This is a genomic window from Brevundimonas sp. DW-iso22, assembly GCF_058725425.1.
The window spans coordinates 62021-78561 of sequence record NZ_JBZXEB010000007.1; the positions used below are offsets into that span (position 1 = coordinate 62021).

Sequence of the window (16541 nt, forward strand, 5' to 3'; positions counted from 1 at the left end):
TCAGGCTCCCGGCAGTTGCAGCAGGTGTTTGGCGATGATGTTCAGCTGGACCTCGCTGGTCCCCCCCTCGATGGAGTTGGCCTTGGTCCGCAGCCAGTCGCGGGCGGCGGTGCCCTCGCGCGAGCGTTCGCCTTCCCACTCCAGCGCATCCGAACCGCCCGAGGCCATGATCAGCTCGTGCCGCCGCTTGTTCAGCTCGGAGCCATAGTATTTCAGCATGGAGGCGATGGCGGGGTGGGCCTGACGCGCCTTGACCTGATCCCCCACCCTTTCCATCGACAGGTTGAAGGCGGCCATGTCGACGTCCAGATCGGCGATCCGTGCACGGAGGATGGGGTCGTCCAGACGCCCGTCGTCATCCAGCCCGACGCTGTCGCCCGCGACCTGGCCCAGCGGCCGTCCGGCCCCCAGGCTGCCCATGGCCCCGATCATCGTCCGCTCATGGGCCAGGAGCGCCTTGGCCACGTCCCAGCCGCGGTTCAGCGTGCCGACCAGGTTTTCCTTCTCCACCCGCACATCGTCGAAGAAGGTCTCGCAGAACGGGCTCTTGCCGCTGATCAGGACGATGGGGCGGGTCGAGACGCCGGGGCTGGCCATGTCGAACAGGACGAACGAAATCCCCAGATGCTTGGGCGCGTCCGGATCGGTCCGCACCAGGCAGAAGATCCAGTCGGCCTTGTCGGCATAGCTGGTCCAGACCTTCTGGCCGTTGACGATCCAGTGGTCGCCGCGATCCTCGGCCTTGGTCTGGATGGCCGCCAGGTCGGACCCCGCGCCGGGCTCGGAATAACCCTGGCACCAGCGGATCTCGCCGCGCACGATCTCGGGCAGGAAGCGCTTCTTCTGTTCCTCGGTGCCGAACTGCAGCAGGGCCGGGCCCAGCATCCAGATGCCGAAGGACGACAGCGGCATCTGGGCGTCGATGCGGCGCATTTCGCTGGCCAGGACCTTGGCCTCCTCGCGGCTCAGGCCCCCGCCGCCATATTCCGTCGGCCATTCCGGGGCGGTCCAGCCGCGCGCGCCCATGACCTCCATCCAGCGCTTGTGGGCCGGGGTCCGATAGGTGGCGTTGCGCCCGCCCCAGACCCGGTCCTCTTCGTTCTCCAGCGGCCCGCGGCATTCGGCGGGGCAGTTGGCCTCCAGCCAGGCGCGCGTCTCGGCGCGGAAGGTTTCCAGATCGGACATGACGGCCTCGCTTGCTTCCAGAGCGAGGACGTTAGCCGGTCCTTTTTGACAACGGAACCCACGATTTGACACATGGCGAAACCCGGCCAAGGCCCCATATCCCCGGCACACCCCTCACAGGAGACGACGATGGTTCAGGCGACATGGAACGGCACGGTGATTGCCCATAGCGACGACACCGTGGTGGTCGAGGGCAACCACTACTTCCCGGCAGATGCCATCACTGACGGCGTTCTGAAACCCAGCGACACCAAATCCACCTGCCCCTGGAAGGGCACGGCCAGCTATCATACCGTCGTCGTGGACGGTCAGGAGAACCGCGACGCGGCCTGGACCTATCCCGAGCCCAAGGACGCGGCCAGGGAGATCAAGGGCCGTATCGCCTTCTGGAAGGGCGTCACCGTCGCCTGACCCTCACCCCCTCTCTCCCCCTCTAATCAAGGCCCTCGCATGACCCGAACCCTCAGCATCGACTTCGTCTCCGACGTGGTCTGTCCCTGGTGCGTGGTCGGCCTGGGCGGGCTGGAACAGGCGCTGGCCACCGTCCGGGCCGAGGGGATAGAGGCGACCGTCACCTTCCAGCCGTTCGAGCTGAACCCCGGCATGGCCCCGGAGGGTGAGAACATCGGCGAGCACATCGCCCGCAAATACGGCTCCACCCCCGAACAGTCGGCCGCCAACCGCGCCATGATCACCGAACGGGCCGAGGACGCCTGGCCGGGGTTTGCGATGCGGATGGGTCCCGACAGCCGCATCTGGAACACCTTCGACGCCCACCGCCTGCTGCACTGGGCGCACGAAACCGGCGGCGCCCCCGCCCAGCGCGCGCTGAAGGAGGCCCTGTTCCGCACCCACTTCACCGACAACCGGTCCTTGACCGATCCGGACGTGCTGGCCGACGCCGCCGCGGCCGCCGGCCTGGACCGGGCCCGCGCGGTCGAGGTCCTGTCCGACGACCTGTATGCGCCCGCGGTCCGCGCCGCCCAGGCCCTGTGGCGCGCCCGCGGCATCTCCGCCGTCCCCGCCGTCGTCATCGAGGGCCAGTATCTGATCAGTGGCGGCCAACCGGCCGAGGTCTTCGCCGAGGCGCTGCGCAAGGTGGCGGCGGCGTAGCTGGCTTAATCCTCCCCCATCGGGGGTGGAGGAAGGGTCGCATGCGACCCGACGACCGGACCGCGAAGCGGTGGAGGGGGCACACCCTCGACCCGCTGCCTTATGGCGAACAACACGCCCTCCAGATTCCCCATCACATCCCTCGCCGCGACGCGGTACACCGCCACCCCGCGCAGGTTCAGCCACGCCGTCCGCCGCGCATCGTGCGCCATCTGGTCCGGATGTTCGTGCCCTTGCCCGTCCACCTCGACCGCCAGCCCCGCCGCCTCGCAATAGAAATCGAGAATGTAGGGCCCGATCGGATGCTGCCGCCGAAACCGCGCGCCAGCCAGCTTGCGTCCCCGGATCGCCTGCCACAACACCACCTCCGGCAGCGTCAGCTTGCGCCGTAGCTCTTTCGCACGCTCGACGGTTTTCTGCGGCGGATACATGGAACGACGCTACCAAATCCTCCCCCATCGGGGGAGGTGGCTCGAAGCGCAGCGGAGAGACGGAGGGGGCTAGCAGCAGCACCAGTCTCCCAAACACCGCACACGCATCCAGCCCCCTCCACCGCGAAGACGCGGTCCCCCTCCCCCGATGGGGGAGGATTTAGAAACAGAGTCCACTCAGTCCACTCGGTCCACTTCGGCGGGTGAGTGGAGGTAGTCCCAGCGGCGTTGTTCCTGCTCCATCGCCTGATCCTCCTCGACCGCCTCGGCGTCGAGGATGAGGCGGACGCGGCGCCAGCGCAGGGCCTCGGCCGCCTGGCCGCGCAGGACGGCGCGCTGCATCCGGCGCCAGGCGACGAAGGACAGCTGGCGCAGCTCGACCCGGTCCAGGTCGCCGTCGATCTCGTGTTCCAGCAACACACCCTCGTCATCGGGGTCCAGGGTGTTTGGCGGGGTGCAGGGCTGGTCCGTGCGCCGCCAGCCCTCGCGCGCCGCCCGGTTGCGCATGGCCGTCAGCCCCACCCCGTGCCGCCGACAGACCTCGATCCCCGGCAGGCCCGACAGATAGTCCTCCCGCACCCGCCCCCAGACCTCATCCGGCGCACTGCGCCCCTTGCCGTACAGCGTGGGTGATCCGTCTGCCATCTGTCTGCCTCCCCGTTTGCGAACGGAGGCAGGGCTAGCATGCGGCTACGTCAGGATCGGTCGTAGGGCCTGCGGTAGAGGCGCTGCGGGTGGCACGCTGGATAATACGGGTGCCCGCCGTGGTGGTGGAAGGGAAGTGGCTGATCTCGTGCGGAAGCCGGCGGTAGTGTTTGAGGAGGCGTTGCGGGAGATGTCCTGGGAGAAGTGAGTGAGGGGCAATCAAATCGCTATTGGATCGGGCTGCAATTATATGCGACTGAATCCCTTGATAATCACCACATTGATCAGGTTGAATTATTCGCGGTCAATGTCAGCGCATTCTTGGTTCACCATTTGGAAACCGTGTTTGTTGGTTGACGTTTAAACGCTAGAGCCATACATAGACATCTGACGACGTGGGCTTAACGCCAGCATCGGATATGGGTTGAAACTTCGGTTTGGGCCCTTTCTGAGGGAGATGCTGTCGGGACGCCTCATCCTAGTTGCCGGGCTATTGGTACCTAACACTGGCAATGAAGACACGAGAGCCGAGCGCTCAATCGTCCATCGACCCTCACAGCTGAATTAGGTTCCCCTTGCGCCCCATAGTCGGTGCGAGGGGATGCCTATCTCAGGCAATCATCAATCAATACATTGATGTAGCGTCCTTTGGGACGCTTCGTTGCGATCTTCTCATTTGGGTCGCATCGGCAATAAAACGAGTAATCGCCGCCCAAGTCGCTACGATCACCGGGCCGAACGTCCCAATGAAATTCGTCGTGATAGCTACAGCCAAGCCGATAGTGTTTTGAGAGCGCCAGTGCCGGATCGTGTTCGTCGGATGCGCTACCGTGGCGAGCATTACCTTTGGCCGGAGCGAACCGTAAATCCGATCGAGCTTTGAAGTTATTCTGACTCTTGTCCCAATTTTGGCGGCGGAATGCTGTTGCAACTTTGTCTGGCTCAGCGCTTCCAAGTGCGTTGAGCAACATCTTGTCTACCAGTCGTCCGGCTCCGAAATTCAAGGGAGGGAGAAGGAAAGGGCTCGCTCCTTGGCCATACGATTGTGCAATTCTTGGCAAGGCAGCGACGGCCGCACGGATGGCAGCCTCCAAATAGGCCGCCGTTCCTTCCGCAGCGCCGTAAACCCCCTGAGGAATTTCGATGGCGTAGGTCGAAAAATGCAGGCGTTTCAATAGGCGACCTGAGTCGGGACCCGCCTGATAAGCGAGGATGAGATAGTCCGGCTTTTTTAGGCTGCAGGTACTAGCATTGGTTTTTCTGCAAGGCTTTTTTTCATTAGCCGTCAGGGCGCAACCTGCGTTGGAGTGGCGGCAGAAGCCTAGCGGCCGACTGCTTGATCCGAACGCCGCATCGCTTAAGCCATCCAGCGCATCGTCGATATCTAGATCCGAATAGCTGGCAGCCCTACTAGCGCGCATCTTCGCGGCTTGAAAACGAAACAAATAGCCGTTTGGGAAGCGGCCTTCCAAACGTGCAAGGGTTGCGCGTCGCACGCTGTCGGGCGCACCCACGATGGCTACGGCGGTGAGGGCCATGACGTTATTGGCCGATGAGTTTGGCCAACAAATCTAGGCTCAGGTTGAAATCTTTCCGCTCGTTGGGCGGGATGGCCGCGACAAGTGATCTTATTGCAGCGAGACCGGCGTTGCCCTCTTCTGTGCCAAGTGTCTCTCGGTTCGGTTTCAGAGGACGAAGTAACGTTTCGTGGTCCACTCCGTTTGCATTGGCCCAGCTAGCGATCGATTCTTCGATTTTCTTGATACGCTGGGGGCGATCACCGTCGTCTGGAACGATCAGCGAGGTGGGCACTTCGCGTGCGTTCGGATCAGAACTCGTGTCGGACGAGTCTGTGAAGCTGAATGGTGGTAGCGTTCGAAGCCACCGCTTTAATCCTTGATCCAAAGTTTTGGAGAACGCCGAAAATACGGCCGCGTCGTATCGACGTTTTGTGCCAGCCGGCGGAGAGGTCGATAGGGCAACTTCAATGTCCGGCCCGTCTCCATGAATCTGGAGTTGATGGCCGTAGGTATCGCGAAGAACTTGGCTGAGTGGCTTGGAACCAAGAACTGCTCGGATCGATATCTGGTGCCGCTTTGCAACTAGTTGCCCTAGGCGAGCGAGAGACAGCGGGCCGCCGCCCTCTTCCTTAAGCAAAGCAACGGCGGCCTCAGCAATTGCCGCCGGTGTCATAGCGATTTGATTTGAATCCAAAACCTAGCTCCCAGCCCAGTGGATAGCCTTACATGCCGTAGATCGGTGATTCAACCGATCCGATAGCTCACTCCTTCACCTCCACCACCCCGCCCCCGGCGCGGAACTTGGCCGACATCTCCGCCATCCCGGCCTCCGCCTCGGTCAGCGAGCCGCCCGCGTCGTTCTGGGCCTGCGCATCCCTGCGGATGTCCTGGCTGATCTTCATCGAGCAGAACTTGGGCCCGCACATGCTGCAGAAATGGGCGGTCTTGTGGGCCTCTTTCGGCAGGGTCTCATCGTGGTATTTGCGGGCGGTTTCGGGGTCTAGGCCGAGGTTGAACTGGTCTTCCCAGCGGAACTCGAACCGGGCGCGCGACAGGGCATCGTCGTGCAGGCGGGCGGCGGGATGGCCCTTGGCCAGGTCGGCGGCGTGGGCGGCGATCTTGTAGGTGATGACGCCGTCCTTGACGTCCTGACGGTCGGGCAGGCCGAGATGCTCCTTGGGCGTGACGTAGCAGAGCATGGCCGTTCCGAACCAGCCGATCATGGCCGCGCCGATCGCGCTGGTGATGTGGTCGTAGCCCGGCGCGATGTCGGTCGTCAGCGGCCCGAGCGTATAGAAGGGCGCCTCGTGGCAGTGTTTCAGCTGCTCATCCATGTTGGCCTTGATCTTGTGCATCGGCACGTGGCCGGGGCCCTCGATCATGACCTGGCAGCCCTTGGCCCAGGCGATCTTGGTCAGTTCGCCCAGGGTGCGCAGCTCGGCGAACTGGGCCTCGTCATTGGCGTCGGCGATGGAGCCGGGACGCAGGCCGTCGCCGAGGCTGAACGACACGTCGTAGGCCCGCATGATGTCGCAGATCTCTTCGAAATGTTCGTAGAGGAAGCTCTCGCGGTGATGGCTGAGGCACCATTTGGCCATGATGGAGCCGCCGCGCGAGACGATGCCGGTGACGCGCTTGGCCGTCATGGGGATGAAGGGCAGGCGCACGCCCGCGTGGATGGTGAAATAGTCCACGCCCTGTTCGGCCTGTTCGATCAGGGTGTCGCGGTAGACCTCCCACGTCAGGTCCTCGGCGACGCCGTTCACCTTCTCCAGCGCCTGGTAGATCGGCACGGTGCCGATGGGGACGGAGCTGTTGCGGATGATCCAGTCGCGGATGTTGTGGATGTTGCGGCCCGTCGACAGGTCCATGACGTTGTCGGCGCCCCAGCGGGTGGCCCAGACCAGTTTGTCGACCTCGTCGTCTACGCTGGACAGGACGGCGCTGTTGCCGATGTTCGCATTGATTTTGACGAGGAAGTTGCGGCCGATGATCATCGGCTCGACCTCGGGGTGGTTGATGTTGTGCGGGATGATGGCGCGGCCGCGGGCGATTTCCTGACGCACGAACTCCGGCGTCACGAAGTCGGGGATGGAGGCGCCGAAATCCTCGCCGTCGCGGATGCAGGGGCTGTTCTGCTCGCGGCGCAGGTTCTCGCGGATGGCGACGTATTCCATCTCGGGCGTGATGATGCCGGCCTTGGCGTATTCGTACTGGGTGACCGGGCGGCCCTCGACGCCCTTGAAGACCCGGTGGTGCGAGGTGTCGAAGCGGGGGGCCAGGTTCTTGCCGCTGGCATGGCCGTTGTCCTCGGGCTTGACCTCGCGGGGGTTGGCGACGGGTGCGATGTCGCCGCGATCCAGCTGCCAGGACGACTTCACCCGCGGCAGGCCGCGCTTGATGTCGATGGTGACGGTCGGGTCGGTATAGGGGCCGGAGCTGTCATAGATGGTCACCGGCGGCTCGTTCGCCGACGGGTGGACGGCGACCTCGCGGAACGGGACCCGGATGTCGGGGTAGAGCTCGCCGGCCACATAGACCTTGCGACTGCCCGCCCGCTCGCCGGTCGGGATGGTGCCGGTCTCGCGCATGACTTCGTCACGGGCGTCTTTCAGAGCCAGTTCGACATTGGGCTCTTCGGGTGGGGTGTTGGTGACGTGGATGTTCATGGCGGCCTCTGGTGCAAGAGGGCTCCGCCGACGTCGGGCGCGGGGTCCTGTGGCGAGGGGCCGGTGGACCGCGTGTTACTCATCCCTTCGCCGGCATGACCCGGATCAGGTTCGACGGGTCAGGCGGCTACGCCAATCTCAGCCGCTTAGGTGCGACCCCCCGGAGAACGACGCGACGATAGGCGCATGGTCGGGGGCTGTCCATTCCTGACGCCGTCGCAAAAGATCGCCTAAGGTGCCGCTTCAGGAGAGACGACATGCAGAGCGACCCCTTCGACTTCACCTGTGACGACGGCCGGACGGTGCACGGGCGGCTGGACCGGCCGGCGGGCCAGGCGCGCGGCTGGGCCCTGTTCGCCCACTGCTTCACCTGCGGGAAGGACAATCTGGCGGCGACGCGGATCAGCCGGGCGCTGGCGGCGCTGGGGGTCGGGACGCTGCGGATCGACTTCGCCGGGATCGAGACCGGGGCCGAGCCCATGCCCCACGGCTTCAGCACCGATGTCGATGACCTGATCGCGGCGGGTCGGCATATGCAGGCGCACGGCTGTACGCCGCAACTGCTGGTCGGCCACAGCCTGGGCGGGGCGGCCGCGATCGCGGCGGCCGGGTCGCTGGACTGTATCCGGGCCGTGGCCACCATCGGCGCACCGTTCGACGTGGCCCATGTGCTGAAGCTGCTGGGGCCCGGCGTGCACGATCTGGAACACGGCGAGACCCACCGCGCCGACGTCGGCGGGCGGCCCGTATCGGTGGGCGCGGGCTTTGCCGACGACCTGAAGGCGCAGGACCAGGCGGCGCGGCTGGCCCGGCTGAACAAGGCGCTGCTGGTGCTGCACTCGCCGCTGGACCAGACCGTCGGCATCGAGGAAGCCAGCGGCATCTTCGGCGCCGCGAAACACCCCAAGAGCTTCGTCTCGCTGGATCACGCCGACCACCTGCTGAGCCGTGCCGAGGACGCCGACTATGCCGCCGGGGTGATCGCGGCCTGGGCCTCCCGATATCTGGACAGGGTCGAACCGCCCGTCGATGCCGCGCCCGCCGACGGCGTCGTGCGGGTCGCCGAAACGGGACAGGGCAAGTTCCAGGTCCAGGTCCAGGCGGGCGGCGCGGTCCTGATGGCCGACGAGCCCGTGGCGGTCGGCGGCCTGACCAGCGGGCCGACGCCCTACGAGTTGGTGGCGGCGGGTCTGGGGGCCTGCACGGTCATGACGCTGCGCCTCTATGCCGAGCGCAAGGGCCTGCCGCTGGCCCGTGCCTCGGTCGAGGTGCGGCACCAGAAACGCACGGGCCAGACGCCCGCCGATGTATTCGAGCGCGTGCTGACGCTGGACGGCGATCTGGACGAGGACCAGCGGGCCCGGCTGCTGGAGATCGCCGACAAATGCCCGGTGCACCGGACGCTGGAGGGCGGATCTCACATCGCGACCGTGGCGGCTCCGGAACTGCCCGCAGAGCCGGAGTGCGCGCATTTCCAGGCGATGGAAAAGGCCTGCGACTGAGGCGGCTAGTCCGGCCAGGCGGCCAGCAGGTGGCCGATCGCATCCTCGATGCGGGCGCAGCCGGCATCGTCCAGCACCACGCCCGAGACGCTGCCGCGCGTCTGGCTGGCCAGCGCCAGCGCCTGGACGGCGGCCATCAGCACGGCATTCAGCGCAGGCACGTCGGTGCGGGGCGGCGTGCGCAGGCGGGGGCGGCGCTCGCGCATCCAGGCCTGAAGCACCGCATTGCGCTCCGCCTCGATCTCGCGCAGCAGCGGACTGTCCTCGACCATGCCCCAGGCCATCAGCCGCAAAGCCAGCGGGCTGGCCCGCAGCGCGGCGAACCAGGTCAGCAGGCCGTGATGGGCGAAGGCGCGCGGGCTCTCGGCCTCCACGGGCGGGACGGCGGCCAGATGTGCGACGAGATCGGCATGGGCCTGGCGCGCCAGCAGGCGGACCACGCCATCGGTGCCATCGAAGTAGCGGTAGACCAGCTTGCGATCACAACCTGCCTGGGCGGCGATGGTCTGGACATTCAGCCCCGTGAAGCCGTCGCGCAACAGCACCGCCTCGCCCGCCTGAACGATGGCGGCCTCGGTCGCGGATCGGTCTCTCAGTCGCACGGTCGAATCGGCCATGCGTCAGGATCACGCCGGACAGCGGCGAGAGCAAGCGGACTTCCGAAGTAAAGGGTGCGGCCCGGCCAGCCGACGGGGGGACGTGCGACCGGGCCGCATGGACATGTCGAGCGCGCATCGCCGCAGGGTCCACCCTACAAAAGTCGTTCTGCGAAAAACCGTTCCCCGTTTGACGGATGGTGTGCGCACAACTCCATCCAAGCTCAAAAGCAGGCCGCGCAAATTATGCCTCGCAACCGTCTGTCCGCGTCGTCATTATTCCGCTGAAAGAGAGAGTTACCATGAGCGCACGGCTGGAACGGCTGGTCTATGAAAGCACGGCAACAGGGTCGACCGGCTCGCTGACCAATCTGGCGACGATCTTGGCGGAGTCGCAGCGCAACAACGACCGGGATGGTCTGACCGGGATTCTGGCCGCCCACCGCGACCGCTACATTCAGGTCATCGAAGGCACTTCGTCGACGCTGGATAGCCTGTTGGGACGACTTCAAAAGGACCCCAGGCACCGCGCCCTGAAGATCATCAGCCGTGAACCCATAGAGACCAGGAGGTTCGACGGCTGGAGCATGGCCAGTGCGCGGATCACACCGGCACAGGCCACAGCGCTGGATCGCGTGATCGATCAGGAAGCGCCCACACCTGATCGGATCGTTGACCTGCTAGGCGAGGCCCTCGACACCGCACCGGTGAACTGAGGTCGGCAAATCGGAGCCGGCGAGCTAGAAGAGGCATCACCTCCGGAGCCCGCCCATGCATCTCGCCCGTTTTCCCCGTGTCCGCCTGGCCCATCTGCCGACACCGCTGGAGCCGCTGCCGCGACTGTCGGAGGCGCTGGGCGTCGAACTGTGGATCAAGCGCGACGACTGCACCGGCCTGGCCGGCGGCGGCAACAAGACACGCAAGCTGGAGTTCCTGCTGGGCGACGCCTTCGAACAGGGGGCTGACACGCTTGTGACCCAGGGCGCGGTCCAGTCCAACCATGTGCGCCAGACGGCGGCGGCAGCAGCGGCCCACGGGCTGCATTGCGAGGTCATCCTGGAAGAGCGGACCGGGTCGAAGGCTACCGACTATGTCCACAACGGCAACGTCCTGATGGACCGGCTGTTCGGCGCGGGGATCCGCTTCGTCGACGGCGGATCGGATATGCCGGCCGAGCTCGAGAAGACGGCGGCAGAGGTCCGGGCCCGCGGCGGTCGGCCCTATATCATCCCCGGCGGCGGCTCCAACCCGATCGGGGCTCTGGGCTATGTGGATTGCGCGCGAGAGATCGTGGTCCAGGCCGATGAGCTTGACCTGCCCATCGACCGGATCGTGACCGCGACGGGCAGCGCGGGCACCCACGCCGGGCTCGTGGCCGGACTGGCGGTCATGGGGGCGGACATCCCGGTGCTGGGCATCGGGGTGCGGGCACCCAAGCCGAAACAGGAAGAGAATGTCCTGAAGCTGGCCCGCCAGACGGCTGCCCTGCTGGGTCGGCCCGACGCGGTGACGGCCGAGATGGTGGTGGCTGACTGCGACTATGTCGGCGAAGGCTATGGCCTGGTCGATGGCGCGGTGATCGAGGCGCTGAAACTGGCCGCGCGGACCGACGCCATGGTTCTTGACCCCGTCTATACGGGCAAGGCGATGAAGGGGCTAATCGCCCTGGCCAGGGCCGGACGGTTCAAGGACGAGACCGTGGTGTTCCTGCATACCGGCGGGGCGCAGGGCTTGTTCGGCTATCAGGGTGAGCTGGAGGGGACGCTGTAAGCGGGTTGGCTCCGGCCGGCCTTAAGGCGGCGCGCTCTAAGCGCCCGCCGCAATCTGCATCATGACCAGACCCGTGAACCAGGCCGCGGCCGTGCCCACGATGTAGCCGACGACCGCCAGAAGGACGCCGACCGGGGCCAGGGACGGATGGAAGGCTGCAGCCGCCACGGGCGCGGACGCGGCACCTCCGATATTGGCCATGGACCCAACGCCGAGGAAGAAGCTGGGCGCGCGAATCAGGAAGGCCATGCCGAACATCAGAGCAACGTGGACCAGCATCCAGACGCCGCCGATCAGGAAGTAGACAGGGCTATCCAGAATGGCCCCGATGTTCATGTTCAGACCGACAGTAGCGACCAGCACATAGACAAAGACCGAGCCGACCTTGGCAGCGCCCGGCCCCTGCAACTTCCTCGCGCCCGTGAAGGACAACGCTACACCGATCACCGTGGCAATCAGCACCAGCCAGAAAAAGCTGGAATCAAACGACAACCTCTGGGCCCAGTCGAAGCTGGCCCCGAACCAGGACGACAGGGGGTCGGCGATGGCGTGGGCAAGGCCGACGGCACCGAAGCCTACGGCAAGAATGAAGATCAGGTCCTTGAGGCTTGGGATGCGGGCGTGTTCGGCCTCATAGGCCTCGGCCTTGTCCCGGACCCGATCAACGGCGCTGGCATCGGCGCGAAACAGCTTGTCCATCCGGCGCTGGTTGGCGGCGATCCACAGGACGACGGCCATCCACAGATTCGCCACGACCACATCGACCGCGATCCAGATGGAGAAGGTGTCGGGGCCGGCCCCATAGATTTCGTACAGAGCCGTCTGATTGGCGGAACCGCCGATCCAGCTGCCGGCTACGGTGGCCATGCCGCGCCATATGGCCTCTGGCCCCGCACCCATGAGGTCAGGCGCGATCCAGCTGGTCAGCAACAGGGCCACTGGCCCACCGATCATCACCCCCAGGGTGCCGGTGGCGAACATGATCAGGGCCTTGGGCCCGAGCCCGAACACGGCTGGCAGGTCTGCCGAGACCGTCAACAACACCAGGGCCGCCGGCAGCAGAAAGCGCGAGGCTACGAAATAGAGGCGCGAGGCCTCCGGATCCACCACGCCGAAGGTCGTCAGCAGCGAGGGCAGGAAATAGCAGAGCAACAGTGCCGGAACGACCGCGAAGAACCGCTTCGCCCATGGATGCGTCAGGCTGGACGCCCAGAAGACACCCCCCAGTATGACCGCCAGCAGACCCAGGACGACGGCATCATTGGTGATAAGGGCCGTCGCTTCAGCAGCGTCTGTCGGCATGGTGTTTCCCTGTCGTTTCCGCGCATAAGGACGATGGATCGCCCGTTTGGCAAGGCGACCGTCAGTTTCAGGAGCATGTTATGGCAAAGGTGTTGGGCGTTCTGGGCGGCATGGGGCCCGCTGCGACCGTGGCCTTTCTGGCGCGGGTGCAGGCTTTGACGCCGGCCCAGGGCGACGCCGATCACATCCGCATCATCGCCGACATCAACCCCCAGGTACCCGACCGCAACCGACAGGCTGACGCCGCAGAGGCGGTCCTGGGCCAGATGGCCATGCGGCTGAGGGATGCCGGGGTTCAGGTCCTGGCCATGCCGTGCAACACCGCCCATGCCCAAGCGGCGGGAATCAGGAAGGTCGGCCTGCCCTTCATCGACATGATCATCGAGACGACGGAGGCGGCGCTATCGGCTACGGGCGACGCCGCGCCCAGGAAAGTCGGCGTCCTGGCTACGCCAGGCGGCGAGGCACTTTACACACGCTCGCTTCAGTCCAAGGGCTGCAAGATCGTGCGCCTGACCGGACCGGACCGCGAGACCTTCATGGGCTGCATCCATGCCGTGAAACGCGGTGACACCGGCGAGGCCCCACGCGCTGAAATGCGCCGTCTGGCGGCAGCGCTGGTCGCGGCCGGAGCCGAGGTCGTCATCGCGGGATGCACGGAAGTGCCGCTGCTGCTGGATGCCGACGGCGTGTCCGTACCTTTGGTGGATTCCGCCGAGGTTCTGGCCCAGGCCTGTGTGCGGGTCTGCGGGTGATCCGCCTAACATCCCTGGAACGGTGGTGCCTCTTAGGTGACTCGAACACCTGACCCCATCATTACGAAGTCTAAGAAAGCACGGGGCTGGAAGCTATGCCCAGCATCGGTTCTGACGATTTCAGCAGCTCGCGCAATCGCAGACCCACCCCCTTCCCAGTCCGGGCTGATGTGTCGATCGGGACGTTCTGAAGTTTACGCGCTTTAACGTGGGAAACCCCAAAATGCTGACCTGCCCTATACCTACGTTCGGCCTGATTTAGCGAAGGTTGACCTCGTAAACGATCTTATCGACGAACGTGTTCGCCTTCTTTTCGGAGGCGTAGATTCGGAGAAGGAATACTGCAGCCATCCATGAGTTGGGAAAGGGGGAATAGCGGTGCGAATGCCTTTACTACAGCGAATCTGTCCGCGATTGCAGCCTAGTATCGACGCATTCAGAAGACGAGCACATGCCTAAATAATGCAGCGAGGCTCCACACGCGATTGACAGCGACGAGCTGGCACCGGTTACAGGAGAAGCTGTCCCCGGCGCATGGCGACGTAGACGGCCTCGCCGCGCGATGTGACTTCCAGCTTGCGATAAATGGCCTTGACGTGATTACCCACGGTTAGGGGCGATATGCCTAGCGAGCGTGCGGCTTCCTTATAGCTTTGCCCGCGAGCGAAGACGGTCAGGAGTTCGACCTCCCGGCGCGTCAGGCTCTCTGCCGCGACGGCCGGAGGCGACTCCTCAACGTCCGACTGGCGCAGCCGATCCAGCAGGTAGACGGCGGCGGACGCGCTGATCGGGGCACCGCCCATCAGGGTTACATGGATGCCGTCCAGAATGGTTTCCGGCGCGCTGTCCTTGAGCAGATAGCCGTCGGCGCCTGCCCGTAGAGCCGCCACCACGGTGTCGCGATCCCCGAAGGCTGTCACCACCAGAACCTTGCAGTCCTGGGCCGCCTTCAACGTCCTGATAAAATCCAGCCCGCTGCCGTCGGGAAGCCCGATATCGGTCAGGACCAAATCGACGTTTCGCTCGAGAATGGCCTGCGCTTCCGCGATGGAGCCCGCCTGGGTGTCCAGCGCCAGACCGGGATCGCTAAGGATGATCTCTACGAAATGGGCGGCCACATTCACGTCGTCCTCGAGCAGGGCAATGCGTCTGGGCTCGGTCATGACCTGTCCGGAGTGGCATTGAGCGGCAGGACAAGGACGATCGTTGTGCGATTGGCCTCGCGGTTGCTTTGGAGGCTGGCTCCGATAGCGGCGGCCCGCGACTGCATGTTGCGCAGTCCATGTCCGGATTTGGCCGCATCACCCATCCCGTGAGGTCCATTGTCGCTGATCGACAGGCGGACGCCGCCGTCAGGCTCGGGTGCCACCACAATCTCGAGACGGTCCCCGCCAGAATGCTTGAGCGCATTCGTGACGGCCTCTTGCAGGATGCGGAAAACCTGCAGGACAGCCCGGGGCGGATAGTCCGGCAGGGGCGTATCAAGCAGCGTCGTCCAGGTGAAGGCAAAGCCGGCACGCTCGACAAGCGGACGCGAGCGTTCCTGAAAGGTGGTCAGGGCGGACGCCAGGGATTCACCGACGGAGTCCATGGAGTCGATCATCAGCCGCATCTCGTCGATGACGGATTGCAGGCCCTCGGCCATAGAGGCGGCATCGACCTTGCCGCGACGGGCGGCGAGCAGCATGCCCATCAGTTGACTGCCCAGACCGTCGTGCATGTCGCGCATGATGCGCCGCCGCTCCTCCAGATGCGCTTGCTGACGGAACAGTTCGCTCTCGCGGGCGCGGGCTATGGCCAGCTCCGCCTCGCGCGCCTCGAGCGTTTCGGACAGGTAGGTGTTGAGGCTGACCGTCGACTGGAAAAGGCGGAAGTTGCGCTGAACAAAGGCCACGATCAGTGCGAACAGCAGGACCGGCGCAGACTGGACGACATACTGCCCTGTGTTCAGGCCCAGGTGCTGACCCAGGGCATCCAGCACGATGCAGACGGCGATGATGCTCATCAGCGCCGCTTCCAGAAGCCGGGTTTCACCTGAACGAAACGCGTGCCAGCCCAGGCGTACCAGCACCCCGGCCCCGAGCGCCGTTGTGTACCAGGTCCAGATCTGGGCCGGGACATCGAACCCTTCCGGCATGGGCCGATAGACGAGCCAGAAGATGCTGATCAGGACGAACACCAGCCAAGAGGCCACCACGAACAGTTGCAAACCGCGTGAAGGCCGCCCCGTCCAGGTGTCGACAAAGCCCAGCAAGGACGCCGACAGCAGGCTGTTCAAGCCGAAGAACAGGACCATCCGCAGCGTCCCGCCGATCGGCTGATCCAGAACAAGGGCATAGGCCGCCAGGCCGGTCCAGGTGAAGCAGACCGTGGCCAGCCAGGCAGCAAACAGACGATTCTCCGCGCGCCAGATCAGGAGCATGGCGAACAGCCCCAGAAGGAAGGTGGTCCAGCCCGCGATCAGGAAATAGTCCCCCTGCTGCCACAGCCGGCGTGCGGCCCAGGGCTGGACCTGATCGAGCGGGGCGAGGATGGGGGAATAGAGGTCGGTGTAGGGATAGCCGTCGCGCACGATCACATAGGCGATGGTGTTGGAGCCTGCCCTCAACAGTCCCGACGGGATGCGAACGACCTTGCCCTGCTGACCTTGGAAAGTCTGGCGACCAAACTTCAGGCTGCCGTCGGCGACCACAATCGACCCGTTCACAGCAACCAGCATGTTGTCGACCTGATGATAGGTCAGCATGCCCAGCCCGCGAGCCGGTACGGCCTCCAGGTCGAAATTCATCTGCAAGGAGGCATAGACCGGCTCGCAGCACAGGGTGTGGGGCAGGTTCACCGAGGAATGCGCCGCGCCCTCGGCGGCTTCCAGGGACGGGACCTCAAGTGAGGCTATGCGTGCATTGGTCAGCTCGATCTTGTCGAGGTCGCGCGAGGGAGGAATCGACAGAAGCGGCTGGTAGACCGCAAACCAGAACGCCGCCTGGACGACGATGACGGTGATCGCAATCCGCGTCAGGCGCTGCAGACGATCGGTATTTCCAGCCATGCCC

General features: G+C 64.9%; 16 protein-coding genes and 1 riboswitch. Of the genes, 6 read left to right on the forward strand and 10 right to left on the reverse strand.

What is annotated here, in order from left to right; all coding sequences use genetic code 11:
- Positions 1–1185 carry an acyl-CoA dehydrogenase family protein gene (locus AC4PRM_RS12670; protein ID WP_492040142.1) on the reverse strand — a complete coding sequence of 395 codons (1185 nt, stop codon included), beginning with the start codon at positions 1183–1185 and terminating at the stop codon, positions 1–3.
- Positions 1186–1314: 129 nt separating this feature from the next.
- Here AC4PRM_RS12670 and AC4PRM_RS12675 point away from each other — a divergent pair, with 129 nt between their 5' ends.
- Positions 1315–1596, forward strand: coding sequence for a DUF427 domain-containing protein (locus AC4PRM_RS12675; RefSeq protein WP_492040143.1), 282 nt, complete (start codon positions 1315–1317; stop codon positions 1594–1596).
- A 39-nt stretch (positions 1597–1635) separates the two neighbouring features.
- A complete protein-coding gene (locus AC4PRM_RS12680) occupies positions 1636–2298 on the forward strand; it encodes a DsbA family oxidoreductase (RefSeq protein ID WP_492040144.1) in 663 nt (220 codons plus the stop codon).
- A gap of 5 nt (positions 2299–2303) precedes the next feature.
- Here AC4PRM_RS12680 and AC4PRM_RS12685 read toward each other — a convergent pair whose 3' ends face one another.
- From AC4PRM_RS12685 to thiC, 5 genes are all read right to left on the reverse strand, one after another.
- Positions 2304–2729 carry an endonuclease domain-containing protein gene (locus AC4PRM_RS12685; protein ID WP_492040145.1) on the reverse strand — a complete coding sequence of 142 codons (426 nt, stop codon included), beginning with the start codon at positions 2727–2729 and terminating at the stop codon, positions 2304–2306.
- Between the two features lie 177 nt (positions 2730–2906).
- On the reverse strand, positions 2907–3374 hold the full coding sequence (locus AC4PRM_RS12690) for a hypothetical protein (RefSeq protein ID WP_492040146.1): 468 nt from the start codon (positions 3372–3374) through the stop codon (positions 2907–2909).
- A 605-nt stretch (positions 3375–3979) separates the two neighbouring features.
- Positions 3980–4912, reverse strand: coding sequence for a hypothetical protein (locus tag AC4PRM_RS12695; protein ID WP_492040147.1), 933 nt, complete (start codon positions 4910–4912; stop codon positions 3980–3982).
- A 4-nt stretch (positions 4913–4916) separates the two neighbouring features.
- Positions 4917–5588 carry a hypothetical protein gene (locus tag AC4PRM_RS12700; protein ID WP_492040148.1) on the reverse strand — a complete coding sequence of 224 codons (672 nt, stop codon included), beginning with the start codon at positions 5586–5588 and terminating at the stop codon, positions 4917–4919.
- Between the two features lie 67 nt (positions 5589–5655).
- Complete coding sequence (thiC, locus tag AC4PRM_RS12705; RefSeq protein ID WP_492040295.1) at positions 5656–7485, reverse strand: phosphomethylpyrimidine synthase ThiC; 1830 nt, start codon at positions 7483–7485, stop codon at positions 5656–5658.
- A gap of 142 nt (positions 7486–7627) precedes the next feature.
- Positions 7628–7736, reverse strand: a riboswitch (TPP riboswitch).
- Positions 7737–7820: 84 nt separating this feature from the next.
- On the opposite strand from thiC, the gene AC4PRM_RS12710 reads away from it, so the two are divergent.
- Complete coding sequence (locus AC4PRM_RS12710) at positions 7821–9065, forward strand: bifunctional alpha/beta hydrolase/OsmC family protein (RefSeq protein WP_492040149.1); 1245 nt, start codon at positions 7821–7823, stop codon at positions 9063–9065.
- 5 nt (positions 9066–9070) lie between these two features.
- Here AC4PRM_RS12710 and AC4PRM_RS12715 read toward each other — a convergent pair whose 3' ends face one another.
- Positions 9071–9682 (reverse strand): TetR/AcrR family transcriptional regulator, encoded by a 612-nt coding sequence (locus AC4PRM_RS12715; RefSeq protein ID WP_373256283.1) that lies wholly within the window; start codon positions 9680–9682, stop codon positions 9071–9073.
- Between the two features lie 281 nt (positions 9683–9963).
- Here AC4PRM_RS12715 and AC4PRM_RS12720 point away from each other — a divergent pair, with 281 nt between their 5' ends.
- Positions 9964–10377 (forward strand): BLUF domain-containing protein, encoded by a 414-nt coding sequence (locus tag AC4PRM_RS12720; RefSeq protein ID WP_492040150.1) that lies wholly within the window; start codon positions 9964–9966, stop codon positions 10375–10377.
- A gap of 55 nt (positions 10378–10432) precedes the next feature.
- The gene (gene cuyA / locus AC4PRM_RS12725; RefSeq protein ID WP_492040151.1) at positions 10433–11431 is read left to right on the forward strand and encodes a D-cysteate sulfo-lyase; all 999 of its coding nucleotides are present in this window, start codon (positions 10433–10435) and stop codon (positions 11429–11431) included.
- 36 nt (positions 11432–11467) lie between these two features.
- On the opposite strand, the gene AC4PRM_RS12730 is transcribed toward cuyA, so the two are convergent.
- Positions 11468–12733 (reverse strand): DUF819 family protein, encoded by a 1266-nt coding sequence (locus tag AC4PRM_RS12730; protein ID WP_373256286.1) that lies wholly within the window; start codon positions 12731–12733, stop codon positions 11468–11470.
- Positions 12734–12813: 80 nt separating this feature from the next.
- Here AC4PRM_RS12730 and cuyB point away from each other — a divergent pair, with 80 nt between their 5' ends.
- On the forward strand, positions 12814–13488 hold the full coding sequence (cuyB, locus tag AC4PRM_RS12735; protein WP_373256287.1) for a cysteate racemase: 675 nt from the start codon (positions 12814–12816) through the stop codon (positions 13486–13488).
- 509 nt (positions 13489–13997) lie between these two features.
- On the opposite strand, the gene AC4PRM_RS12740 is transcribed toward cuyB, so the two are convergent.
- The gene (locus AC4PRM_RS12740; RefSeq protein WP_492040152.1) at positions 13998–14651 is read right to left on the reverse strand and encodes a response regulator; all 654 of its coding nucleotides are present in this window, start codon (positions 14649–14651) and stop codon (positions 13998–14000) included.
- Complete coding sequence (locus AC4PRM_RS12745; RefSeq protein ID WP_492040153.1) at positions 14648–16537, reverse strand: sensor histidine kinase; 1890 nt, start codon at positions 16535–16537, stop codon at positions 14648–14650. The genes AC4PRM_RS12740 and AC4PRM_RS12745 overlap by 4 nt, the downstream gene beginning before the upstream one ends.
- Between the last annotated feature and the right edge of the window lie 4 nt (positions 16538–16541).